The following is a 24,515-nucleotide window of genomic DNA, read 5'->3' as shown; positions in this document are numbered from 1 at the left end:
TGGTGCATCGAACCCAAACCCGCCCATTGGACACCGGGACAGGCGAAGTGCGGCATCGCCGCCGGCTAGTCGGTCCTGCCACCCCCGTTATTCCCGGACCACCCACCATCGCCCGCGCGACCTCCAGCCTTCGCCTTGCGGCCGGCCTTCAGCGCCTTCGGCGGCTCGGCCCCCGGTTCGGGCTCACGGAACAGCCTCGCGACCGGTACGGCGAGCACGCCGGCAAAGGCTTCCAGCGTGGCGACGGTGACGTTCTCGCTGCCGCGCTCGACGCGCCCGACATAGGCGCGGTCGATCTTCGCTTCGAGCGCGAGGCGTTCCTGGGACAGGCCGCGCGCGACGCGCAGCGATCGCAGGTTCCAGCCGATGAGGGTGCGGGCATCCATGACGATCGCAAGAAGCCCGAACGCGGCTTGACAATCGACGGACCATTAGTCCCCTATTGTTTAGCGTCGGAAGTAGCCCGCACGCGCATGGCGACCGAGGGGACGAACGGGTCGCCAACCATATCGATCCTTCGAGCAAAGAGAGGGTGCTCATGACCGCCTACCTTCACGGCTTCCGCCACTATTTCGACTTTACCGGCCGAGCCTCGCGCTCGCAGTTCTGGCTGTTCACGCTCGGCATGCTGATCGCGCTGATCGTCGGTGTCGTTATCGACAGCCTGCTCGGCTTTCCGGACTCGAACGGGACGATGCCGGTCACCGGGCTCGTCTCGCTGGTGCACTTCATCCCGTCCTTTACGGTGGCGGTGCGGCGCTTGCACGACAGCGATCGCCGCGGCTGGTGGATGCTGATCTCACCGATCCCGTTCATCGGCCAGATCGTCCTCATCGCCTTTGCCTGCGCGCCGTCGACGCCGGGGGCGAACCGCTTCGGGCCGCAGCCCGGTCACGGCGCCGATGCCGTTACAAACGGCCACAGCATGGCAGGGGTGGCGTCCGAGGCGCCGGGCGCAGCATCGACCGCCGGCAGCGGGAGTTCGCCCGTGCACGAGCTCGAGCGGCTCGCCTCCCTACGCGACAGCGGCGCCATCGACGATGCCGAGTTCCAGCGCATGAAGGGGCAGGTGCTCGGGCAGGGTCGCGCGTGATGCGCGCGGCCTTGCATCCGACGGGCCGGATGGAGGGCATCGGGGCGGAGCGGGACCCTCGTCGTCTTCTGGGCATCATGCCATGAACGGCGCCGAGCTCTTCATCGTCGCCGGCATCGTGCTCTGGTTGGTCGCGGCCCTGCCGATCTTCATCGCCTTTGCCCGCAAGCATCCGAGCCGTTGGCTGATCTTCATCGTGACGATCGTCTTCGGGGCGACCCTGATCGGCTGGCTCGTCGCCCTCGTCTGGTCGCTGCACGGCTTCCATCGCAGCGAGGGCGGCACCGCGCCGCATGGCGGGGAATCCGGGCTCAACCTCTTCGGCAACGACGAAAAGGCCGTACGGCTCGCCGGGCCGTTAGGCGCCGAACCGGTCGCGGCATTGGAAGCACCTTCCGCCTCGCGCAATATCGCGTGGGCCGCAGGCCAGATCGAACGTCTCGGGCAGCTGCGCGCCGAGGGGCATCTCGACGAGGCCGAATATGCGCGGTTGAAGGCCGGCGTGTTGGCCGAGGTCGGGGGATAGGGGTCTTGGGGCCTGAAAAGGCCGAAAACGACCCTCATTATCGCCGTTCTCGGAACAAATATGGTCTCCTGTTAGCTGCCGTTCGACCAAATCTCGTCAGGGGTCACAGCCCTCACCGTATGCCCCGCACCATGGGTTGCGGCATACTTCGGCATTCTATGGGAGCTTATAACTGAGGCTTTACGAATATTTGCGACGTTCACGACGCATCGGGGAGTGAAGCATGTCTCGTATTCGTCGCATGATAGACTGGTTCACGCTCGCATCGGTTCCAAAGGAACTTCTCGTCGCGCAGCACGACGAGCTGAAGCCTCAGATCCCGCTTCTTTACGCATTCCTAAGCCTCAATGCGATCGGCGTCGCCTATACCCATTACGGATTGGCTCCGTTCTGGATGACGGTCTGGGTGCCGTCGATCCTTGGGGCCGCAACAGTCCTGCGTCTGGTGGCCTGGTTCACCCGTCCTTTCGGCACGATGTCCATTCTGGCGGTGCGGCGCCATTTGCGCATTACGATGGGTCTCGGCGCGCTACTCTCCATGATCTACCTGGCATGGGCCTTTGGTCTCGATGCATACGGGCACACCCTTCAACACGCGCATATCGCGATCTTCATCGCTCTCACGGTCATGGGGTGCTCGTTCTGCCTGACCCGGCTGCCGCAGTCAGCCTTGTGCAACATCGTCATCGTGACCGTTCCCTATGTGCTTCACTACGCCTTTTCCGGTAATCCGGTCTATGTCGCGATCACCCTGAACATCCTGTTCGTCACGCTCGTCATGGTCCGGGTCATGCTCAACAGCGCTTCCAGCTTCGAAGCGCTGGTGCGTACGCAAAGCGAACTGACCCGTCTCAACCACGAAATGACGGGACTGGCCCATACCGATGCATTGACCGGCCTTCCCAATCGCCGCCAGTTCTTCGCCAAACTCGATGAGGAACTCCGTCGCGACGAGGAACGGCAGGGTGAAGTCGTGGTCGGCGTCATCGATCTCGACCGTTTCAAGGTAGCCAACGACACACTAGGGCCAAAACCCAATCAGCCTGTTGAAGCGCGACGGCTTTCCTGATTCACGGATCGGATGGATTAAGGGAGTATGTCATGGCATTGTTTTGGTTGTCGGATGACGCGTGGGCGGCGATTGAGCCGCATCTGCCCAGGAACCAGCCCGGTGCGCGGCGGGTCGATGATCGTCGGGTGATCTCCGGCATCCTGCACGTGCTGAAGGTGGGGTGCCGCTGGTGTGATTGTCCTGCCGCCTACGGCCCGGCAACGACGGTTTATAACCGCTTCAACCGCTGGTCCCGCCGTGGCTTCTGGCTCAAGGCGCTGGTGGATGCTGGCGCAGTGACGAAGAGCACCGCAATCGACAGCACCTACATAAAAGCCCAACGTGCCGCCTTCGGCGGAAAAGGGGGCGGTCGACACAGGCAATCGGCCGCTCGCGTGGCGGCTGGACGACGAAAGTCCACGCGCTCACCGACGTCATCGGCCGGCCCTACGCGCTGATGCTGACAGCCGGCAACGTCAGCGACATGAAGGCTGCGCCCGCACTCCTCGAATGCGTCGGCCGCATGCGGTACCTGCTGGCCGACAAGGGCTACGATGCCGATCGGCTGCGCCGCTCTTTGCGCGACGCCGGAGCCGTCCCCGTTATTCCCGGCCGGCGCAACCGCAAGCGGGCGATCCGCTACGACAAGGATCGCTACCGCGACAGGCACCTCATCGAGAACGCCTTCTGCCGGCTCAAGGACTTTCGCCGTATCGCCACCCGCTACGACAAACTCGCCACCAACTTCCTCTCCGCTGTCGCACTCGCAACCGCTGTCGCCTTTTGGCTGTGAACGAGTCTCAACCCTAATGGTATATAATCGAATTATGATTATGTATTTTCACCGTAACATATCGGCATTTCGCTGTTGCTATTCTAATTACGTAAAATATCTCTCAGGAACATATTTGCTCTCTCACTTCGGGGAGAGTCAAAGAAAGTGTTCGGCGCCGCGATCTCCACAATCTGTCCCTGATCCATGAACACGACTCGATCCGCGGAGGCACGAGCAAAGCCCATCTCGTGGGTTACAACCACCATTGTCATTCCTTCGGCAGCCAGCTGCTGCATGATATCGAGCACTCCTCGCACCATCTCGGGATCGAGCGCGCTGGTCGCTTCGTCAAACAGCATGAGCTTGGGCTCCATGATAAGCGCTCTGGCAATCGCCACGCGCTGCTGCTGTCCGCCGGACAGCTGCGCCGGAAATTTTTCTTGCTGGTCGGCAACTCCGAAACGTGCGAGCAGTTGCCGGGCCTTTTCGATGGCGTCGGTCTTGCTTTGGCGCTGGACCTTCCTGGGCGCGAAAATGATGTTTTCCAGCACTGTTTTGTTCGGGAACAGGTTAAATTGCTGGAACACCATGCCGACCTCGGCGCGGAGCCGGGCAAGCGCTCGCCCCTCCTCCGGCAACGGCTGCCCATCGATCGTTATGGTTCCCCCGTCGATACGTTCCAAACCATTCATCGTCCGGCAAAGGGTGGACTTACCCGAGCCTGAGGGGCCGATGACGACAATCACTTCGCCACGATCGATTTCGAGATTGATGGATTTCAGCGCATGATGGCGGCCGAAATGCTTTTCTACATTCTCCAGTCGAACGAGAGGATCGCGCGGCATCGTGATCTTTCCTGGCTCTGCCATGGTTCAGTTGTCTATCAGTGCGTTTGATCTGCCGGTGTCAGTGATCCGCCTGACGAGCGCGGACAGCACCAGCGAAAGCGCGGTATTGACCGCAAGATAAATCAATGTCGCGACGAGAAAGCTTTGCAGGAGGAAGCCTGTGTATTCACCAATCATCCGTGAGGAATAGAGAAGCTCCTCATAGCTGATGACATAGCCGAGAACCGTTCCCTTGAGGAGATAGATGAGTTGGGCGACGAGTGCCGGGAGCGCGGCCCGAAAACCCTGCGGCAGGAGGATATACCAAATCGATCGTGGGCGCGTGAGACCAAGCGAGAGCGAAGCTTCCAGTTGCCCTTTCGGCAGGGCAAGCAAGCTCGCGCGCAGGATCTCCGAAATCATCGCCGCATTGGTCACCGTCAGCGCCAGAACGAGTTGCCAGTAGACCGGCAACCGCACGCCGTAATTGGGCAGCATGAGGATTGTAAAATACAGTACCAGCAGTGTCGGCAACGACCGCGTTACCTCGACATAAGCTGCCACCATCCCTCTTATCCAGGACATCCTCGATAGGCGAAGCAGTGCAAGAATGGTTCCGAGCACCATCGCTGCTACGCCGGCTGCGAGCGCGGCGCGGATGGTGGCAAGCAGTGCTTTTGCCAATAGTTTCAGGACGCCGGCACTTTCAAATATCGACCACCGGTCCGCATCAAGTCCTCCGCTGCGACCGAACACGTAGAGTAGCGCGGCAACAAGCACGATCAGAACCACCGCGGATGCGATAGACACTAGCCGGATGGTCCTGCGTCCTCTCGGCCCTGGCGGGTCGAACATCCTGTCGACGGCGGAGGTCATCGCGTGATCCTCAGTTTCCGGTCAACATAACCGCCGAGTGTACCGCCGAGAACGGCGATCGCGACGTAGACGAAACCGACACCGAAAAAGAGCATCGGCTCTGCCTCGCGAATATTCACTCTTTGCGCCACGCCGGTGAGATCGGCGAGCCCCACGATGGCAACCAGCGAACTGTTGATGACGGTCTTGATGAAGACGTTCGTCAACGGCTGAACGACGCTGCGCGCGGCTTGCGGAAGAACAATCGAGACGAGAGTTTCCAGATTGGTGAGACCGAGAGCACGGGCCGCTTCAGCCGAACCGACGTCGACACAGTTGATGCCGAGGCGTAATGCCTCGCAGGCGAATGCGCCCTCGTAAAAGGCCAGAACGATGATGACCGACATGATCAGTGACAATTTGACACCGATCTGCGGCAGCCCGAAGACTGCAATGAAGACGAGTGCCAAAGAGGGAATGTTGCGGATCGCTTCGACATACAGCGTCCCGGCCCACCTGAGCGGGGGCACGGGACTGACGCGCATTGACACTCCGATGAGGCCGAGCGCGAGAGCGCCGACATAGGAGGCTGCTGACACTTCGAGCGTAATCAGTAGCCCGGAGGCGAACATGCTCCAATATGGCCAATCGAGAAGCGCCATGACGGTCGATCAGTTGAGGCCGAGCTTCGGCATCATATTCTTGCCGGGAACCGGCGGCGCGATCTTGGCCTTTTCGACCTGACCGAGTGTATGGTCGATGGCCTTTTGCCAGATCCCGTCCTTGATGATCAGCTTCAGCCAGTTGTTCACGAATTTCACTGATTGGGGCGAGCTGTTCGGTAGGCCAATACCATAGGGTTCGTAGGTGATCGTCTTGCCGACCACTTTGATCCCGCCTTTGGCGACCTGGCCAAGCAGAACCGGACGATCCTGCACCTCCGCATCGACGCGCCCGTCACGCAGAGCCTGCTCGCATTCGCTGCTCGATTCGAGCGTGATCAGGCTGGCGCTCGGCACCCGCTTCGTCATTGTCAGATAGGCGGTTCCGCCCTTTGTAACGCAAACATGACGCTTCTTGAGGTCCGCGAGATCGTGAATATCGTTGGTATCGGTGCGCACGGCAATCGACTGACCTGCGACAAGATACGGCCCCGCGAAATCCACCTTCTTGTCGCGCTCCGGCGTGATCGAATAGGTGTAGAATACGGCCTGAACAGTCTTGTTGTTGAGCAACGCTTCTCGCGTTTCTGAGGTGACGATCTTCTCGTTAACAGAAGGCTTGCCCGTCAGGTATTTCGCCAGCAGCAGGGCCATTGTGGCGTCGAACCCTTCGAGCTGTCCTGTGATGGGGTTCTGCAAAGAGAAGAGCTTCTGGGTTTTGCTGCCGCCATATGTCAAAGTGCCGGCCTGGTGGGCGTCCCAAAGCGTCGAATTCTTCGGGATATCCGCAGGATTGGCCACCGGCGCTTCCTTGAGAAGTTCGTCACGCCATTTGCTCGAATCCCCAAAAGGCGATGAGGCGGCGAGAACCGAGGATGAAGCGGTGGCCGCTACCAATCCTGCCAGGAACGCAGTTTTGAGATGTCTGCTACGCGTCATTATATCATCCTCTCAGTTTTAATGATCCGATCCCTACGGATCGTGATCGGCCCCATGATTCTAAAATGCACGTCTTGGCGCATTCAGTTGTTTTTGCCCGATCGGCGACTGTTCCCGGTGTCGCCGATCGAGAAAGAACCCGCTTCAAGCGGATCCAGACGGGAAACGAGATTGGTTTCCCATTCCAGATATTGCCGTGCCGCGACCTTATTGCCCTCGTGTCGGTCATGCACGAAAAAGAGAAAGTCGATGCAGGCCTCGTCCAGAAGGCCGTCGGCCCCTTCGTCCATCGGCAGACCCAATGACGTCAGGGTCGCGCCATTGGCGACGGCAAGGGTGATCTCCGCAAATCCCGCTCGTTCCAGATCTTCGGCAAGAAGCTCGAGTTTCTCGCGCTTCTCTCCGAGCAGAAGGATGTTCTCGCTTCGATCATCTTTCACAGTTTCCATGAGTGTCGGGCGGATCACCCACGTCGCACCCCGCAAACGGGATTTACGAAACTCCTGGCTGGGGCGGGCATCGAGCACAACCGTTTCCGGATGCCCCTCGAGGAATTGCCGCAGCAAAGCAGGCTCGATGAATTGCGCGCGTTTCAGCACAGGGCGATAGTCTGGCGCTTCCGGTAAATCGCTCAGCGCCCCGCGATCCGAGATCAGGAAAACCTGCCAGCCGAGTTGCTTGAGCCAGCTCGCCACGACCGGTGCGCGGATACCGTCGCCGTCGTAAAGTACGATACGGGAATTGCGCGTTCCGACATACTGATCTGTGGCCTGCAGCAGCTGACCGCCCGGCGCGTGGCGGACGCTCGAAGGGAAGCGGTCAGCGACGAACTCCTCCTCAGTGCGGATATCGAGGACGAAGACCGTGAGACCATCGTTTTCCCACCATGATCGAAGCTTCGCCGCATCAATCATGGCGATCGAGAAACGTCGCGCCAGCGCCTGAGCCCGGTCACGGGAGGCGGCGCTGACCTCGTCGGCCACCTCATCCGGATAACGTCGATCAGCCTGACGCTCCAAGGGGTAGTCGGCGAGGTACCACCCTTGCGTACCGTTTTCCAGAGCGTAGACGGGGTTCGGGATTCCCAGATTGATGAGCGTTTGTGCCCCGATGATGCTGCGGGTGCGGCCTGCGCAATTCACGACGATTTCCGTCTCCGGATCAGGCGCAAGAGCGCCGACACGGAAGGCCAGTTCGCCATTGGGGCAGCATATCGCGCCGGGAATGGACATCTTCCGATATTCATCGAGCGGCCGGCCGTCAAGGACGATGACCTGACGCCCCGTCTCAGCCAGTCGTTCTCGCAGTTGTTCAGCGGAGAGGTGCGGCGTGCCATAGGCATGTTCGGCCAGTTCGCCAAAGGTCTTGCTGGGAACGTGAACCCCCGCAAAGGTCGAGTAACCGGCTTTCTTCCACGCTTCGATTCCGCCCTCCAGAATGGCGACATCCCTATATCCGAGCCGCAGCAGAGCTGTCGCAGCGGCAGTGACGGCCTCGGTTGACTGCCGATCGCCATAAAGAACGATCTGCGTGCCGCGATTGGGAACGAGACGAACGATCCGGGTCTCAAGCTCGCTGTAGGCGATAGGCACGGCGAAAAACAGATGATCTTCCCCGTATTGCCCGTGCTCACGCACATCGATCAGCGCCAGCTCGGCCTCGCCATGGATCAACGTCTTCAGACGGTCGGCGGAAATGTGTTCTGGTTTGGCTTCAGTCATATCTCGAACGCTCGCGCTCGCCCGGAAAGGCCGGACGAACTGGCCAACTAACAACCGCTTGCGGCGGCCGGAATTCTGAATGATACGGCGGGATCAGCGCTTCGTCTGAACACCGATCGGCATCGGCTTGCAGGTCTTCGCTTCCGGATCGAAAGTCAGCCGCTCGGAAAGCGTTTCCAGTGCACGACCGTACATATGAAGGTGACGGATCGGCCGGTTTCCCTGGATTTCGACGGAATGGATATCGTCCGGCATCAGGGCAATCCCGCTATCCGGACCGACGGTGACGTGGTTGGAAAGCTCAAGCTCCGCTTTGCCGGGCGTCTTGCCGTCATCGGTGCGACGGTAGACGAAATTATGCTCCTCGCCTTCCACGCCGGCGACGCAAGCCCAAGTCGTGTGATTATGGGGCGGAATGCGCCGTCCAGGCTGCATAACATTGAGGTAGAGTGCGTAGCTATGATCAGGCTCTTCGTGGATGAGGTAGCGCGCCTGGCGCGTTTCCTCATCCGGGGCGGGAAAATCATCGCTTACCCAGTAATCCCGGTGATCCGCCAGTTGCCGTACTTTTTCCAGTATCGAAGCCAGTACGTCGCGATCAAGCCCTCGGTTGGTGACCGTCGCCTTGACGTCATCCACCATTTGTATGGCGGCGTCCCTGCGTTGCTTTGCCAGATCCATGGCGTCTCTCCCGATGGTGATCCAAGCGATATCCTGCTTTTGGCTTAAGCCGAGACAAAGCGACCCACAATCAAAATGCTCTGGAGGATTGTTTAGAAATGCTAATCAATTCGCTCATCACTCTACGGAATGAGGTCGATCCGAATGCCGACTCAAGAGTACCTTGGAAAAGAACGCCACTGGATCCATTAGGAATACTTACACACACACACGCGCTTTTAATTTGCCTGTCGGCGGCGGCTCGCCTTTAACGCTTGATGGGCGACGGCAAATGGGGCCCGTCGCAGGCCCATCAATCGCGAAGCTGTGGAGAGACGAATATGTTGAAGATCTGGGGCAGGCTGAATTCAATCAATGTCGAGAAGGTTATTTGGTGCGCCGGCGAAGCAGGAGTGGACTTCGAGCGCATCGATGCCGGCGGCAAGTTCGGGCTGGTCGACACACCGGAATTTCGCCATCGCAACCCATGCGGCAAGGTGCCGGTCATCGATGACGACGGCTTCCTGCTTTGGGAATCCAACGCGATCGTGCGCTACCTTGCGGCCAAACACGCTCCTGGCAAGCTGCTTGCCGAGGATGCGGCCGCTCGCGCTCAGGCTGAACGCTGGATGGATTATCAGCTCGGCACGATAGCGCCGCTCCTGTCCCCGCTATTTCGTGGGATCGTGCGCACCGCACCGAAGAATCGCAATCGCGACGAGATATCGAGCGCGTTCCATGCGCTGGCGGATGCTCTCACCATCGTCGATGGGGCCCTGAACGATGGTCCCTATCTGGTAGGCGAAGATTTCACCGTCGCCGATATACCGCTCGGCACCGTGGCTCATCGCTGGTTCAACATGCCTGTTGAGGAAGTTGGGCTCGAACGTCCGCGGATGGCGGCGCTTCAAGCGTGGTACGAAACACTGAGGGAGCGTCCTGCAGTCTCTGCTCTGTTCGCGGCGCCGTTAAGCTGATTCGATCCAAGGCGGACGGCGAACACGTCCGCCTCCATGCTCAGAATGCCATGGTGCGGAAGGTCTCGAAGACCCGCTTGACAGCTTCGCTCACGCCTTCGTCGCGCATATAGAGATAGAAGGTCACCGGTCGAAGGGGCGGCATGCCCTCGCGCTCGCCGATCACGCGGAGATCGGGGGTCAGCATTTCGATGTTGCGCGCGGTCACCCCGAGGCCGGCTCGCACGGCGGCTCGGATGGCACCGAGATTGAGCGTCAGGTAGGCGATGCGCCACGGAATGTGTGCCGCATCCAGTGCCTCGATCGCAATCGCTCGAAACAGGCTCGGCTCGTTAGAGACGATCAGCGGCGCGGGACGGTTGCGTTCCTCCGCGAAGTCCGCCGCGCAAAGCCAGACCGTTGGCGAAGTCCGCAGCGTCATGCGAGGCCGATTAGGATCCAGGCGGGTGGTAATCGCAAGATCAAGTTCGCCCTTGGCCATTTCTTCCATGAGGAAGGGGCTGCGCCCTGTCCTGATTTCGAGAAGCACGTTCGGGTGGTTTTTGGCGATGCGTTGCAGCGTATTGGGCAGCACCGTATCTGCCATGTCGTGATTGGCACCGAGGCGAACCACATCGACCTGCCCGGGCGCGGCGGCAAGCGCGATATTGGCCTCGTCGTTCAACGCTACGATGCGACGTGCATAATCGAGTAGCCGCAGGCCGTCTTCGGTGAGGCATTTCGTGCGTCCGCTCTTGATGAGAAGCGTCTTATCGACCAGGCTCTCGAGCCGCTGCATCTGCTGGCTGACTGCCGATTGCGTGCGATGAACCCGCTCGGCGGCAGCAACGAAGGAGCGCTCGTCGGCAATGGCAATGAAGGTCCGCAATAAGTCGAGATCAAGATTGCGCAACGCCGTCTCCCCGGATCGACAGAATACGATCCTTTAACAGAGCTCATGGATCGATCCAGCATTCTAAATTGTCCGCGCACCCCGAACGGCCTATCCCTGCCGAGTGGCACGGAAGTCAAGACTCACGCGGCAGGCCAAAACGGACACGGAACCTTGTTTCCATAAATTGCTCTAATCCTTTCATCAGCATCGAGGAGCACGAAACATGAAGAAGGACACCCTGCTCGTCCACGGTGGCCGCCGGTCCAGCGGCCCCGTCAATCCGCCCGTGGCGCGCGCCTCGACGATCCTTTTCGATGATCTTGCGACGTTCGAGGCATCCCGCGCCGACCGCTTCTCGGGGCTGCGCTACGGCATCCACGGCACCGATACGTTGTTTGCGCTCGAAGAGGCGGTCACCAAACTCGAAGGCTGCCATCGCGCCATCATCGTGCCGTCGGGGTTGGCGGCGATCACCTGTTCGATCATCGCTGCCACGAAACCGGGAGGCAACATTCTCGTCGCCGACACGGTGTATGGTCCGACCCGTGCGTTTTGCAATGGGCTCCTGAAACGGATGGGTGTGAGGACCATCTATTATGATCCCTGCATTAACTCGGCGATTGCGGAATTGATCGACGAGAACACCTGCGCGATCTACTGCGAAACCCCGGGGTCTCTGACATTCGAAGTACAGGACATTCCTGCGATTGCGACCGCTGCACACGAACGGGAAATACCAGTCATCGTCGACAACACCTGGGCGACCCCACTCTTCTTCGATGCGCTGGCGCACGGCGCAGATATTTCCATCCAGGCGGCGACCAAATATCTTTGCGGCCATTCCGACGTCATGATGGGGACCGTCGCGACGACGGAAAAATGGTGGCGGCCAATACGCGATACCGTGGCCGATCTCGGCTTTTCGACCAGCCCCGACGATTGCTATCTGGCGTTGAGAGGAATGAGAACGCTTGCCCCGCGGCTCCGGCAGCAACACACAAGCGGACTGGAGGTGGCGACGTGGCTGCGCAAGCAGGAGGGTATCTTACGCGTTATCCACCCCGGCCTCCAAGATGATCCCGGCCACGGTCTGTGGCAGCGTGATTTTACCGGAGCATCCGGTCTTTTCGGCATTGAGCTCGCGACGCAAAGCGCCCACGGTCTGGCGGCGTTCATAGACACGCTTTCTTTGTTTGGCCTCGGCTCGAGTTGGGGTGGCTACGAAAGCCTCGTCATTCCTGCTCGTTTCGAAAGGTTGCAACGACCATTCCACCTGCGCGGCACTCTTGTGCGGCTGCATGTCGGATTGGAAGACCCAAGCGATCTTATCGCTGACTTGGCTTGCGCGTTAAGAGCTCTTGAGACGGCCTCGGCGTCCGAACAAAAGCCCTAAGGCCGGGACCATGATGTGCTTGGGCCGAGATGATAGAACCTCGAAATATCACACGCAATCGACGAGGATCTTCCGGGCCAGATTTTAGCTGGTCGCATCCAGCCGCGATCGTTGAGAAAGACAGATTCGCCGATCCATTTCGCGATCGCGACAGCACGTTCAATCCGAAGCTGATAGCAAACATCAGCGCGGGCTCGCCTAACAGATAAAGCGCTCACCGACGAGAGCTGATCGAATCCTGGCAAGTGTGTCGACGGTGTATGCCTTTCCGCCTTGTGTTTTCTTATTCCACGTTAGAACGCTTGCCGCACTACCGGGAATCGAGTGCTCGTCGACTCCCGTGAAACGATAAACTGCGAGACATACGTCCGCTTTTGGGAGCTCTCAGTTGGGGTCTGAGTGACCGAATTGGGGGCGCGTTGCCGCCGAAGCTCGTTGACCAGATGGAGGGCAGCTTTCCGGGCGTCGCCAGCTGAAACCCGCCATTCCGCTACCCACCCCGAAGCCGCCGATCTTCGCCATGGATAAGACTGGTTTCCAGCGCCGTACTCACCCGGCAACGATCCGGTAGACCTGCATGCGCGAGCATCCAAGCGTTTCGGCGATCTGAATGGCAGATATGCCTTCGCTGTAAAGCTGTCGAACCTTTTCGCGATCGATGCGGCGCCGTCCCCCTTTATAGGCGCCACGCTCTTTCGCGCGTTCGATGCCTTCGCGCTGACGCTCGCGAATGAAGCGGCGTTCCATTTCCGCGACCATGCCGAGAACGGTCAGGACCACATGCCCCATCTCACCGCGCGTTGACACGTGTGGGTCGAGCACGGTGAGATGGGCTTCGCGCTGCTCGCATTCGTGCACGAGGTTCAGGACGTCTCGTGTGTCGCGACCGAGCCGATCTAGACGCGTGACGACGAGTTCGTCACCGGGCCGTAGGAAGGCGATGATGGTATCGAGTTCGGTCCGACCTTCGCGGCTTCCGCCGGAAACCTTTTCCGAACGAACGACGCTGCAGCCTTCGGCTTTGAGCCGTTCGGCCTGATGGTCGAGATCCTGGTCGAGCGTGCTGACGCGGGCGTAACCGATGCGAGCCATGTGTCACCTCAGGGTTTAGGCTCGACCCTAGCGTGTCACAAATAGTCAGCGTCAACACGGATGTTACATGGGGTATTGTAACCTCGAAAGTGTCACGCGAGGGTATACCCTGAGGTTTCAAAGCGACCAGCTTACAGAATATGGTGTCTAACCTGTAGACTCATAGAGCGTCGACTTGGCGAACGCCATCAAATTGAATGACTTTTTGGAGAAGAAAGCATCAATGCAGCGTTTCTTTAAGTATTTTGAATTTCATGTACGTCCGCGGATCTCGCTTTCTGCCACGTTCGGAGTCAGCGTGTCAGGATACTATTTCTTGCGCGCTTGTATTTTGGATTGTTATACATCTCGGTATAAATAAGAACGCGCTTCCGCACAAATTAACTAGATTTATCGCATATTATATAGCGCTTTGGGAATTGTTGAAGTTCCTCGCCATGGCATTATCGTGACAGTTTCATGATACACAATCGAGGTGAATGAGGAAGGCATTGCAAGTTAGTGTTCTGATTGTTGGATGAGGTATGCGGCGAGGGCCACATCCGCCCAACGGTAGTGCGGTACGCGGCAGGTCGCTGATTGTATAGGCTCAGGACTCATTGATCAAAGCCCGAGGATGACGGTGGCTGCGATGTAGATGGCTGAGAAGAAGGTATCGGCGCATCGGTTGTAGCGGGTGGAAATGCGCCGCGGTCTTTGAGCTTGGCGATCAGGTTCCCGATCTTGTGGCGCTGGCGGTAGAGGCTGTGTCGTAAGCGAACGGGATCCTGCGGCTTCGGCTCGACGGGATGCAGGGCTCGATGCCACGTGCGTCCAGTTCGGCGCGGAACCGAGCGCTGTCGTAGCCTCGGTCGGCGATTACCTGGGCGGCAGGGCCTGAAGCATGAGGCGCGCCCCCTGCGGTCGCTCATTTCGCCGTCCGTCAGCAGCGTGACGATCGGCCACCCGTCGCCGTCGCAGACGGTGCGGAGCTCGGAGTTCAGTCCACCTTTGGTTCGCTTGATGCGGCGGGGAACATCCCCTGTTTGAAAAGGCTTGCTGCCGTGCAGTGAGCCTTGAGGTGCCTGGACCCGATGTTCAGTCCCGCAGTGTGATGGCGTATCACGGACCTCCCAAGAGAGGGATGCGCTATGGGCCAGCTTCTTCACGGCAGCGCCAAGACCACGCACGTCGTTCGAGCGGAGCTACAGCGATCGAAAGCTTCGACCGCGGAGCTCGCGCGGCGCTTTGGGATCAACGAGAAAACCGTGAGGAAGTGGCGATCTCGATCCGGCGTCGAAGATGAGGCGATGGGACCAAAGGAGAAGACGAGCACCGTTCTGTCGTCCGCGGGAGAAGCGGCCATCGTCGCCTTGCGAGTTCAAGCCCGACTGCCGCTGGACGACGTCTACGTCGCGTTGAAGGACGTGATCCCTCATTTGTCGCGTTCGAGCCTTCATCGCTGCCTGCAGCGGCATGGTATCTCGCGACTGCCGAAGGTCGATCAGGAGAAGCCGAAACGTTTCAAGGCCTATGAGATCGGCTATTTCCACATCGACATCGCCGAACTGCGCCATGAAGGCGGAAAGGCCTTTCTCTTCGTTGCCGTCGATCGCACCTCGAAGATCGTCTTCGCCAGAATCTATCGTAAAGCCACGAAGCTCGTCGCAGCTGGCTTCCTCAAAGCCTTCGTTAGAACGGTGCCGTACACGATCCATACCGTGCTGACCGACAACGGCGTCCAGTTCGTCCAGCACGACAAGCGCGCCGAGAGCGACTTCGTCGCTCATATCTTCGGTGCCGTCTGCGCAGCCAACGGTATCGAGCATCGCCAGACGAAACCCTACCATCCGTGGACGAACGGTCAGGCCGAAAGAATGGTGCGGACCATCAAGGACGCGACCGTGAAATCCTTTCACTACGCATCGATCGACGACCTCCGTCGCCATGTCAGGGACTGGCTGCTCGCCTACAACTACGCCAAGCAACTCAAGACCCTACGCTTTAAAACGCCGTTCGAGGCTATCCGACAAATCAGCGAGGCAAAACCCGAAATCTTCCGCCGATCACCACGCCATGACATGCTGGGACCAAACACCTAGACCGAGCAGTACGTTTGATAGCAATTTCCGGTTGGGAAGTTATGCTTCCAGCAAGTCATTGTTCAGTACGTGGTACGACAGAAGGTTGCGATATCAACCGATAGCGGGTACTACAGCGAAAAATTTCTTCCAACCCCACATCATGCGTTTGGCTCAACATGCAGATTTCCAATACGAGATATGAATTTTTTGCAGGAAAGAGAGTAATTGTAACCGGAGGAGTAGGGTCGGTAGGCAAAGAAATAGTTAAGCAGCTTCTAAATTTAGATGTCGCGACCGTCAGAGTGATTGATAATGACGAAAATGGACTGTTCGAAATGGAACAGGCCTACTTACAGCACAAATCGGTTGAATTCTATCATTGCGATATCTGCGACGAACATGAGATGATGCGTACATTTAGCGACATGGAATATTGCTTTCATGCGGCGGCCTTGAAACATGTGCCATCTTGCGAACGGAACCCTTTTGGGGCCGTAAACGTGAATGTCATTGGATCAGAAACAGTTATTCGCGCGGCTCTTCATAACGGATTAAGAAAGGTATTGTTCACCTCTTCTGACAAAGCAGTCAACCCAACCAACGTAATGGGGACGTCAAAGCTCCTTAGTGAGCGCGTATTCACTGCTGCAAACTTTTTGCGCGCGCAACATCATCGTACTACTTTCTCATGTACGAGATTTGGCAATGTTGCGGGATCTCGCGGCTCAGTAATACCGCTCTTTTGTAATCAAATTGCTTCCGGGGGTCCGATCACACTGACCGATGATCGGATGAGCAGGTTTGTTATGCCGCTTCGTGATGCAGCTAGCCTCGTAACCGACTCTATTATTCACGCTCACGGCGGCGAAGTCTTCATAACCAAAATGCCAGTCCTAAAGATCCATGACTTAGCGCGGCGAATTATTGATCGCGTGGCGCCGCTCTACGGACGCCAGGCGAAAGACATCCACATCTCAACAATCGGAAGCAGGCCGGGCGAGAAATTTTGGGAAGAACTTTCTACCGATGAAGAGAGTCGGCGTCTGCTCGAGGAGGAAAGGTTTCTCGTTGTACTTCCCGCACTCGCCTCAGAGGCGCAGAGAGAACGGTATAAATATAAAGAATTGAATTTCCAGAAAAGCGATCTGATCTACCATTCTGATCGAGTGCCACCGATGACTGCGATTGAGATTGACACTTTCCTTGACCTTCCCGGCGTACTTCCGCCTGCTGTTTCCGAGCTAGAACGTTCGTATCCCACCCGCGCTGAGCGAGCGTGATATTTACTAATCAACCTTACTTGAGATTTTGCTAGGGAGGACACGAGCGTATGCGAGTTCTGGTATTAGGAGGCGATGGTTACCTGGGCTGGCCAACTGCCATGCACTTGTCAGCGGCCGGTCACGACGTCGTGGTAGTCGACAACTATCTTCGACGTTCGCTGGCGCAGGAACGAGACTGCGAGGCTTTGTTTGAGGTTCCTAACCTCGTACGACGTGCGCAAATATGGAAGGAACGCTCTGGGCGCTCAATTAATGTTCGGATCGGTGATCTCTGCAACTGGGATTTCATTTCCGATGTCTTTAACACAATACGACCCGAAGCAATTGTCCACTATGCTGAACAACCATCAGCGCCTTACTCAATGATCGACCGCGGCGCTGCCGGCCTAACTCTTACAAACAATCTCAGCGCGACGTTCAACGTAATCCACGCGATGAACAACTTCACACCTAAAGCACACCTTATAAAGCTCGGTACAATGGGCGAATACGGAACGCCGAATATCGACATTGAAGAAGGCTGGTTAGATGTTGAGCACAATGGTCGCAAGGATCGGTTCCTGTTTCCTCGTGCGGCTGGTTCGCTGTACCACACTACAAAAATTCTCGACACTGACCTCCTATGGTTCTATGTCCGCGTTTGGGGCCTTCGCGTTACAGACCTCATGCAGGGGCCTGTTTATGGCTTAGAAACGGACGAGAACGAAGGTACTGAAGCGCTCTATTCCTTTTTTAACTATGACGAGATCTTTGGAACGGTTTTGAATCGCTTTATAGTCCAGGCGATTTCCGGTCATCCGCTTACCATTTACGGTAAGGGCGGTCAAACTCGTGGCTATTTAAACTTAAAAGATACACTTCAGTGTGTGAAGTTGGCGTTGGAAGCCCCAGCACGAGAAGGCGAACTGCGCATTTTCAACCAATTTGTCGAGACTTTTAGCGTAAATGAACTCTCTGATAAAGTTCGTGCTTCGGGAGACCGCCTGGGACTTAATGTTTCTGTCGAGACATTGCCGAACCCACGCCAGGAAGCCGAAGAGCATTACTACAAGCCATCACATACGGGCCTTCTGGACCTTGGCCTAAAACCCCATCCTTTAACTGATGACGTTATGGACTCCATGATGATGCTGATCCTGCACTATAAGAGCCGTATTGTCTCGGATCGTATCTATCGCGGGATCAAATGGAAGCCTGCGTAATTACCACGTGGCGCTGGTGGTTCCAGTAGACAATTAACCTTTTGCGGCCATCTGGCTTTTACCGAGATTATTACAGGTGGTGATACGACACAATATCGGCAGCAAAATTGCGCGGCCCAGAAACAAATAGATGGCGTGAGATGATCTTAAGCTTGCTGATGCCATCATGGTTTTAATCAAAGTTACTTCGGCGAGAGGTGTTTATGCGTTGGTTCATTACCGGTGGAGCCGGGTTTATAGGCGTAAATCTAATCGAGGAATTACTTAAAGAAAACAATAACATTACGCAGATCGTGGTATTCGACAATTTTTCTAGTTTTGGACTCGATGAGATCTCTAAGAGTCCAGCTCTCAAGATTGCCCCAGTCCTTCGGCCTGAAGATGAGCTATGGACGAACCCATCGCACGTTGTTGTGATTAAAGGCGATGTTCGAGACGCTCAAAGCATCGCAATGGCTTCGAACGGCGCTGATGTCTTAGTTCATTTGGCGGCCAATACCGGTGTTATGCCGTCAGTCGCCAACCCGTACTACGACTGCGAAGTTAATGTTTTGGGGACCCTAAACTGCCTAGAAGCTGCGCGCAACAACTCTATCAGTCGCTTTGTTTTAGCTTCTTCCGGGGCCCCCGCGGGTATCTGTGAGCCGCCCATCACTGAAACTATTGCGCCTCGCCCATCCTCGCCCTACGGAGCTAGTAAGCTTGCTGGTGAAGCCTATTGCAGCGCTTATTTCACCAGCTACGGCGTCGATACCGTCGCACTTCGTTTCTCGAATGTTTATGGACCGCAATCCATTCTCAAGGGGAGCGTTGTTGCGACATTCATTCGCCAAGCGCTCGCTGGTCAACCAATCACTATAAATGGCGACGGATCACAGACACGTGATTTCATTTACGTCAAAGATCTCGCTGAAGCGATAATCAGAGCGGCAAGATGTCCAGACGTCGGGGGTGAGCTCTTCCAAATCGCAACCGGCATTGAGACCAGCGTCGAAGAATTACTCGCGATGCTATCCGGGAAATATTACGCGCGTGGTATTCCGGCAACCGATGTGGGGCGAAGCGCACGCAGCCCTGCGGATGTTTTAAGAAACTTTGCAGACCCTGCGAAGGCTCGCAGCGTCCTAGGGTGGGCAGCGCGAACGCCACTCTCTGAAGGACTAGATGCTACAATCGACTGGTTTATCGGCGAAGGTAATCGTTGAGAAGCCATAAACTCTCAACAGGACAGGCGGTATACCTCTTGCCTTTCTCAATTCTCGAAGACGCAGATATCGAATTAAAACAGGTTCCTACGTGGAATTCTGGGACAAAACGATTTGCGTTTCCGTCAAAACGGCCGCACTCGACGCATACGATTGGTTTTGTTGGGTCGGAAGATCTCTACCGGGCAATAGAGCCCGAATGTGATATTCGGCTGCTAACACCAACCAACTGGCGGTTATGGCTGAATGATATTGACGTCGTTCTAATCGAACCTTGCCTCCTTGATGTTACGCGGGCTTGGAAGGGTTGCTCCTTTGATTCCGGAACACAGTCGGACGCCCTTCGCGATCTTCTAAACGCCGCTCGGAAAGCAAATGTTTATACCGCTGCTTGGATAACGTCGGACGTCAACTACTGGGATTTGCATTCCAATTTCGCTTACTTATGCGACGCAACATTCTGTGCAGATTACGAGTTCTCTAATAGACTTGCAGATGTCAATCGATGCGCATTTCATCTTCCCCAGTTAATTCAGCCATCACTCCATAATCCCTTTATTGACTTAGCCGACCGGTCAATTAGTACTCCTCGTATCATATTTCTTCGCCTGACATCCGTCCTCAGTGAACGCAGTCTTGCGCAAAATCTATCTCCGCTTTGCTCGCGCGGTCTTGGCATTGTTGAGGTGAAAGGCCATGTTCGGCGTGAACGTGCTTATAGTATCCCACATCTCAGGGACTCGGTTCTTGGTTATGCTGGATTCAGGGATCGCTTGATCCTTTTGAAGAAAGCGCAGATACTCATTCAAGCTGAGGAGGATCCGATTACCCGTCATACGGGAGAGCGAGACGCACTCGAAGCCGCCGCGTGCCAGTGTGTTGTAATCTATCGCGGGAAGCTCGCCGCAGAGGATGCGCGATCGGGTTTTGCAAAAGTTTTCGCATCGTGGGGCGAACTTCTTGAGTTTGTTGACTTTCTGTTGGCCGACAGGGTTTCCTTCCTACGTGAAGCTCAGAAGAGCTGGCGCATAGCTCAAGAACACTATAATATATCGATCGCGCTGCAAAAGATTCTCCAAAAGTCATCCGTATCACTCAATAGTCCTCAGAAGCGCGTGACTGTTGTAACTCCAACTTATCGCTCGTCACGATTATCCCAGGTTCTCAAGCAATTCAGGGCGCAGACATGGGCGGAAAAAGAGTTGATAATTGTTGCCAACGCTGGCGGTTCAGACGAATGGGATATCGATCAAATTAGGGGTGAGTTCGGAGAGCAGATCATTGTTCTTCCGAGAGAGTGTTGGGCGGCCACAGCGCTTAACGTTGGCGCCTCTAGATCTTCCGGTGATTATATTGTCCGAATGGATGATGATGATTATTACGGGGAGAATTATATCAAGGATATGATGCTCAGTGCACGTTGTAGTGGTGCCGATGTGTTGGGTAAGCAGGGGGAATTCGTATATTCACAAGCGGATGATTGTATATACCGTAGAGGAAAGCGTTCATTTCATCCAACGGTATTTTTATCGAGTGAATTTTCCTACCAGCAAACACCAATGACCGGTTTCTGCATGATGATGCGCCGTGATGTAGCGGTGAGATATGGATATCCAGACCTAGATTATTCATGGGCGGACTCTGGCTTCCTTTATCGGTATTCAGAGAAAGCGGAACTTACGATGGCCGTTGTTGATAATTTGAATGCTATTGTTGAGCGTCGCACCGATCTGCTCACACATACTCGTCAACGCCCGGATAACTGGAGCGACGCTCAGGTGGAGAGACTTGAGAACTCAATCGCCGACTTTATGGTCTAGCGTTCTCGCAAGCTTTGGCCCCGCAATTGCGAGCAGATGACAAGGACCGGTGACCGAAATGAACGAACCATCAGCGTCCTCGCGTGAGGATTTTCTACTCACGATCGCAGGACAGAAAGACCTAGCTGAGGAGAATAACAGATTGCTGGTTTGCCTGGTTGACGCTCGAGCTGAGGCCCAATCTTATCAAGCTCGTGCTGTCGCCGCCGAGCAGCTAGTCGAAGACTATATCAAATCCTTCAAGAAATTGAATGATCGAAAAAAACAACTACAGTCAGAGCGAGAGACTCTTGTTAAGACATTACAAGAAGATGCTGCTGACTACCGTCACGAGCTGCAGCGTTTGCGTACTGTTCGAACACCAATTAAACTTAAAGTAGCGCGCCAGATTGGCCTGATAGTCATTGAAGCGTGGCGTAGGCCATTTTCAAAAGGGCTAGTTTTGCCATTGACGTTATGGACCTTTCGGCGAAGGCTTTGGTGCAGTAAGAAATTGAGATCGCAAATCGATCAGCCTATCGGAATTCATAACACGAGATAATTTTGCCAATCCGCTGCGGCGAACATCTCCACAGGGTCCAACCCAATTTTACAGAACTATTTTCGGACGTTTTACGTATTGTCCTGCCACTGAACTTTCATTCAGTGCTGATTAGAGCTTCGGCCGTTTTTGTTACGCCGTTGGGCGTGGGGTGAGCGACCGGCGGAGGCGAGGAGCCTTCGTCTGGCGCAGCGCTGGAGCCGATTGCGGGGAGGACCTCGGCGTAGGCCGCCAAGGTCTGATAGCCGAGCGAGGAGAGATGCCTCGCGATGTTGAAATCCTCCACCCATTCCGAGAAGAGATGGCCTGGGATTTTTGAACAGCGGGATAAGTGGATTGTCTTTCTGACGTCGGCCAGGACGGCCTCGATGAGGAGAGACGATGACGAAGAGATCCCGCCGCAATCACAGCCCGGCGTTCAAGACGAAAGTGGTACTTGCCGCCATGCGAGGTGAGAAGACGCTCGCCGAGCTTTCACAGCAGTACGACGTCCACTAGAACCAGATCGTCCAGTGGCGCGCTCAGCTTCTGGAGAAGGCAGCCGATGTTTTCGGTCCCGATTCGTCGGCCGCCGCGGCGGCGGTCGACGTAAAGACGCTTCACGCCAAGATCGAGGAGCTGACGCTGGCCAACGATTTTTCAGAGTCCGCGCTCGACAGGACCGGACGGTTGCCGAACGCAAAGCGGTGATCGACCGGTCCCACGCCCTTCCTCTCGCGGCGCAAGCCCGGGAACTGGGGATCAGCCGCGGCGCGTTCTTTTACGAGCCGGTTCTGGCGAGCGAAGCCGATCTGACGCTCATGCGACGGATCGACGAGTTGAATCCGGACTTCCCGTTCGCGGGAAGCCGGATGATGCAAGGGCTCTTGAAAGGGGAAGGCTTCACCGTCGGTCGCCGGCATGTCGCCGCGGAAGATGAAGTGGATGGGCATCGAGGCGCTCTATCGCAAGCCGAACGCCTCGAAGCCCGCGAAGGGTCACAAGGTCTATCTGTATCTTCGGCGCGGGCTCACGGTCACCCGGCCCAACCAAGTCTGGGCGATGGACATCACCTACATTCCAATGCGGCGTGGCTTCGTCTATCTCGCCGCCGTTGTCGACTGGTTCAGTCGGAAGGTCTTAGCCTGGCGGCTCTCGATCACGCTCCACGCAGACTTCTGCATCGAAGCCCTCGAAGAAGCGCTATCGCGGTTGACAAAGCCGGACATCTTCAACACCTACCAGGGCAGCCAGTTCACCAGCGCCGACTTCATCACGGTTCTGAAGGCGCACGAGATCCAAATTTCCATGGACGGCAAAGGCGCCTGGCGCGACAACGTCTTCGTCGAGCGGCTATGGCGGACGATCAAATACGAGGAGGTCTATCTCAGAGCCTATGACAACGTCAGTGAGGCCCGCGCCTCGATCGGTCGTTATCTGAGCTTTTACAATGGGCGCCGTCCGCATTCCAGCCTCGGCGGGAAGGCGCCCAGCGCCATCTACTTCAACCAGCCGCGCTGGGCTACAGACCACCGGCCCGGAAGCCGCGCAATGGCTGGCTCCGCTCCGCGGACCAGCTTCGCCGGCCACGCCAGCAATGGCGCAAAGGCCGACCTTGCGCTAAGATTCATCCCGGACCACCCGGTTGGGGCAGGCCATTTGTGCGCGCTTATCCTCGCGAGACGCAGGAGATGGTGTTCGATGCCCATGAGCGGGGCTTCGCCTTTTTCCGTGGAACGTGCACCCGGGGCATCTACGACAACATGAAGACGGCGGTGGACGCGATCTTCATGGGCAAGGACCGCCAGTTCAACCGGCGCTTTCTGCAGATGTGCAGCCATTATCTGGTGGAACCGACAGCGTGCACGCCGGCTGCGGGCTGGGAGAAGGGCCAGGTGGAGAACCAGATCGGGCTGGTGCGCAAGCGCTTCTTCACGCCCCGGCTGCGCTTCAAGACCTATGAAGAATTCAACGCGTGGCTGCTGGACCGCTGCATCGGCTGGGTCAAGGCGCACCGTCACTAGGAATGTCCGGAGCACACGATATGGGACGCGTTCGAGGCCGAGCGTCCCAGTCTCGTTCCCCACGGCGGGCCGTTCGACGGCTTCCATGACGTGACCGCCTCGGTATCGAAGACCTGTCTGGTGCGCTTCGACAACAACAAATACTCGGTCATGGCCAGGGCGCTCGGACGGCCGGTGGAGATCCAAGCCTATGCCGATCGGATCGTGATCCGTCAGGACGGCGTGATCGTCGTCGATCGCCACGTGGACATACTCCCGGCCTGCGCCCCACCTCTTACCCCGAGCCTTGCCCCTGCGTGAACTCTGCCGGGCGCGGTCGCCGGTGATGCGATGGCCGACGCGCTCGAAGCGGCCGAGCTTCTTGATGTCGAGATGGATCATCTCGCCGGGTGCCTTGCGCTCGTAGCGGCGCACCGGTTCGGCGGGTTCGAGATCGCGCATCCGGTTGAGCCCGAGGCGGCGCAGGATGCGGCTGACGGTGGCCGGCGACAGTGCCAGTTCCATCGCGATCCGTTTGCCCGTCCATCGCTGTCGGCGCAACGCCTCGACCCGTGCCACGGTCTGCGGCGGGGTGGGACGGTAAAAGCGACGCGGCCGGGACGAGCGATCCTGAACGCCTGACACGCCTTCGGCTTGGAAGCGGGCGACCCATTTGCGGGCGGTGCGCTCGCACACGCCCGCCACTTCGGCCGCGGCCTTCAATGGCCGACCGCAGAGCACAAGCCGGACAAGACGCTCTCGACCGCGCGGCGTCAAACGGGCATTCTTGTGGATGTTCATCCGGTCCCTCGCTGGACTCTGAAGTCTCACAACCCCAGCATCCCTGGTCCGGACTGGATGGGCAACCTAATGAAAGCTCACAACTAGAGCGGAATCCGATCAGTTTGCATCGTATCCCATTGCGGCGAAGTAGTTGGCGCATTCGGTGGGTGTGAAGGTGCCGATGATTTCGC

General features: G+C 57.1%; 21 protein-coding genes and 3 pseudogenes. 14 read left to right on the top strand and 10 right to left on the bottom strand.

What is annotated here, in order from left to right; translation table 11 throughout:
* Positions 1–65 precede the first annotated feature (65 nt).
* On the bottom strand, positions 66–386 hold the full coding sequence (locus FJU11_RS16805; RefSeq protein ID WP_141168237.1) for a helix-turn-helix domain-containing protein: 321 nt from the start codon (positions 384–386) through the stop codon (positions 66–68).
* A 152-nt stretch (positions 387–538) separates the two neighbouring features.
* Here FJU11_RS16805 and FJU11_RS16800 point away from each other — a divergent pair, with 152 nt between their 5' ends.
* The 4 genes from FJU11_RS16800 to FJU11_RS16785 all read left to right on the top strand — a co-directional run bounded on the left by FJU11_RS16800 (position 539) and on the right by FJU11_RS16785 (position 3,463).
* The gene (locus FJU11_RS16800) at positions 539–1,093 is read left to right on the top strand and encodes a DUF805 domain-containing protein (protein ID WP_141168246.1); all 555 of its coding nucleotides are present in this window, start codon (positions 539–541) and stop codon (positions 1,091–1,093) included.
* A gap of 82 nt (positions 1,094–1,175) precedes the next feature.
* Complete coding sequence (locus FJU11_RS16795) at positions 1,176–1,619, top strand: superinfection immunity protein (RefSeq protein ID WP_141168236.1); 444 nt, start codon at positions 1,176–1,178, stop codon at positions 1,617–1,619.
* 223 nt (positions 1,620–1,842) lie between these two features.
* Positions 1,843–2,688 (top strand): GGDEF domain-containing protein, encoded by an 846-nt coding sequence (locus FJU11_RS16790; RefSeq protein ID WP_141168235.1) that lies wholly within the window; start codon positions 1,843–1,845, stop codon positions 2,686–2,688.
* 32 nt (positions 2,689–2,720) lie between these two features.
* Positions 2,721–3,463, top strand: a protein-coding gene (locus FJU11_RS16785; protein WP_407946738.1) for an IS5 family transposase whose coding sequence is annotated in 2 segments (ribosomal slippage) — positions 2,721–3,047 and positions 3,050–3,463 — 741 coding nt in all. Because the reading frame shifts where the segments join, the coding sequence is not laid out codon by codon here.
* A gap of 83 nt (positions 3,464–3,546) precedes the next feature.
* Here FJU11_RS16785 and FJU11_RS16780 read toward each other — a convergent pair.
* The 6 genes from FJU11_RS16780 to FJU11_RS16755 form a co-directional block, all read right to left on the bottom strand.
* Positions 3,547–4,290, bottom strand: a complete 744-nt coding sequence (locus FJU11_RS16780; RefSeq protein ID WP_210242909.1) for an amino acid ABC transporter ATP-binding protein — start codon at positions 4,288–4,290, stop codon at positions 3,547–3,549.
* Between the two features lie 27 nt (positions 4,291–4,317).
* On the bottom strand, positions 4,318–5,082 hold the full coding sequence (locus tag FJU11_RS16775; protein ID WP_181408230.1) for an amino acid ABC transporter permease: 765 nt from the start codon (positions 5,080–5,082) through the stop codon (positions 4,318–4,320).
* A gap of 62 nt (positions 5,083–5,144) precedes the next feature.
* The gene (locus FJU11_RS16770; RefSeq protein ID WP_141168231.1) at positions 5,145–5,789 is read right to left on the bottom strand and encodes an amino acid ABC transporter permease; all 645 of its coding nucleotides are present in this window, start codon (positions 5,787–5,789) and stop codon (positions 5,145–5,147) included.
* 9 nt (positions 5,790–5,798) lie between these two features.
* On the bottom strand, positions 5,799–6,728 hold the full coding sequence (locus FJU11_RS16765; protein WP_141168230.1) for a glutamate ABC transporter substrate-binding protein: 930 nt from the start codon (positions 6,726–6,728) through the stop codon (positions 5,799–5,801).
* Between the two features lie 83 nt (positions 6,729–6,811).
* Positions 6,812–8,449, bottom strand: a complete 1,638-nt coding sequence (locus FJU11_RS16760) for a rhodanese-like domain-containing protein (RefSeq protein ID WP_141168229.1) — start codon at positions 8,447–8,449, stop codon at positions 6,812–6,814.
* Positions 8,450–8,542: 93 nt separating this feature from the next.
* Entirely contained in the window at positions 8,543–9,130 is a 588-nt protein-coding gene (locus FJU11_RS16755; protein ID WP_141168228.1) for a cysteine dioxygenase family protein, read from the bottom strand.
* A 320-nt stretch (positions 9,131–9,450) separates the two neighbouring features.
* On the opposite strand from FJU11_RS16755, the gene FJU11_RS16750 reads away from it, so the two are divergent.
* Entirely contained in the window at positions 9,451–10,086 is a 636-nt protein-coding gene (locus FJU11_RS16750; protein ID WP_141168227.1) for a glutathione S-transferase family protein, read from the top strand.
* A 40-nt stretch (positions 10,087–10,126) separates the two neighbouring features.
* Here the strand turns inward: FJU11_RS16750 and FJU11_RS16745 are convergent, their stop codons facing one another.
* The gene (locus FJU11_RS16745) at positions 10,127–10,978 is read right to left on the bottom strand and encodes a LysR substrate-binding domain-containing protein (RefSeq protein WP_141168226.1); all 852 of its coding nucleotides are present in this window, start codon (positions 10,976–10,978) and stop codon (positions 10,127–10,129) included.
* Positions 10,979–11,183: 205 nt separating this feature from the next.
* On the opposite strand from FJU11_RS16745, the gene metC reads away from it, so the two are divergent.
* Positions 11,184–12,353, top strand: coding sequence for a cystathionine beta-lyase (gene metC / locus FJU11_RS16740; RefSeq protein ID WP_141168225.1), 1,170 nt, complete (start codon positions 11,184–11,186; stop codon positions 12,351–12,353).
* A gap of 549 nt (positions 12,354–12,902) precedes the next feature.
* On the opposite strand, the gene FJU11_RS16735 is transcribed toward metC, so the two are convergent.
* Positions 12,903–13,445 (bottom strand): recombinase family protein, encoded by a 543-nt coding sequence (locus tag FJU11_RS16735; protein WP_141168224.1) that lies wholly within the window; start codon positions 13,443–13,445, stop codon positions 12,903–12,905.
* A gap of 1,130 nt (positions 13,446–14,575) precedes the next feature.
* Here FJU11_RS16735 and FJU11_RS16730 point away from each other — a divergent pair.
* The 8 genes and pseudogenes from FJU11_RS16730 to FJU11_RS16695 all read left to right on the top strand — a co-directional run.
* Positions 14,576–15,526, top strand: a complete 951-nt coding sequence (locus FJU11_RS16730; RefSeq protein ID WP_141168223.1) for an IS481 family transposase — start codon at positions 14,576–14,578, stop codon at positions 15,524–15,526.
* A gap of 158 nt (positions 15,527–15,684) precedes the next feature.
* Positions 15,685–16,788 carry a polysaccharide biosynthesis protein gene (locus FJU11_RS16725; RefSeq protein ID WP_141168222.1) on the top strand — a complete coding sequence of 368 codons (1,104 nt, stop codon included), beginning with the start codon at positions 15,685–15,687 and terminating at the stop codon, positions 16,786–16,788.
* A gap of 50 nt (positions 16,789–16,838) precedes the next feature.
* Positions 16,839–17,993, top strand: coding sequence for an NAD-dependent epimerase/dehydratase family protein (locus FJU11_RS16720; protein ID WP_141168221.1), 1,155 nt, complete (start codon positions 16,839–16,841; stop codon positions 17,991–17,993).
* A 203-nt stretch (positions 17,994–18,196) separates the two neighbouring features.
* Positions 18,197–19,198: an NAD-dependent epimerase/dehydratase family protein gene (locus tag FJU11_RS16715; RefSeq protein ID WP_141168220.1), complete on the top strand. Its 1,002-nt coding sequence runs from the start codon at positions 18,197–18,199 to the stop codon at positions 19,196–19,198.
* Positions 19,195–21,018 carry a glycosyltransferase family 2 protein gene (locus tag FJU11_RS16710; protein ID WP_141168219.1) on the top strand — a complete coding sequence of 608 codons (1,824 nt, stop codon included), beginning with the start codon at positions 19,195–19,197 and terminating at the stop codon, positions 21,016–21,018. The genes FJU11_RS16715 and FJU11_RS16710 overlap by 4 nt, the downstream gene beginning before the upstream one ends.
* Positions 21,019–21,067: 49 nt before the next feature.
* On the top strand, positions 21,068–21,559 hold the full coding sequence (locus FJU11_RS16705; RefSeq protein ID WP_181408229.1) for a hypothetical protein: 492 nt from the start codon (positions 21,068–21,070) through the stop codon (positions 21,557–21,559).
* A gap of 381 nt (positions 21,560–21,940) precedes the next feature.
* Positions 21,941–23,047: pseudogene (locus FJU11_RS16700) on the top strand (IS3 family transposase); the annotation flags it as partial.
* Positions 23,048–23,196: 149 nt separating this feature from the next.
* Positions 23,197–23,799: pseudogene (locus tag FJU11_RS16695) on the top strand (Mu transposase domain-containing protein); the annotation flags it as partial.
* Here the strand turns inward: FJU11_RS16695 and FJU11_RS16690 are convergent.
* Positions 23,791–24,342: pseudogene (locus FJU11_RS16690) on the bottom strand (leucine zipper domain-containing protein); the annotation flags it as partial. The pseudogenes FJU11_RS16695 and FJU11_RS16690 sit on opposite strands and share 9 nt — an antisense overlap.
* Between the last annotated feature and the right edge of the window lie 173 nt (positions 24,343–24,515).

The organism is Pararhizobium mangrovi (assembly GCF_006516965.1).
Lineage (GTDB): Bacteria > Pseudomonadota > Alphaproteobacteria > Rhizobiales > Rhizobiaceae > Pararhizobium_B > Pararhizobium_B mangrovi.
Note: the sequence above shows the minus strand (reverse complement) of the source record. Positions and strands in the feature narration are given on the sequence as shown.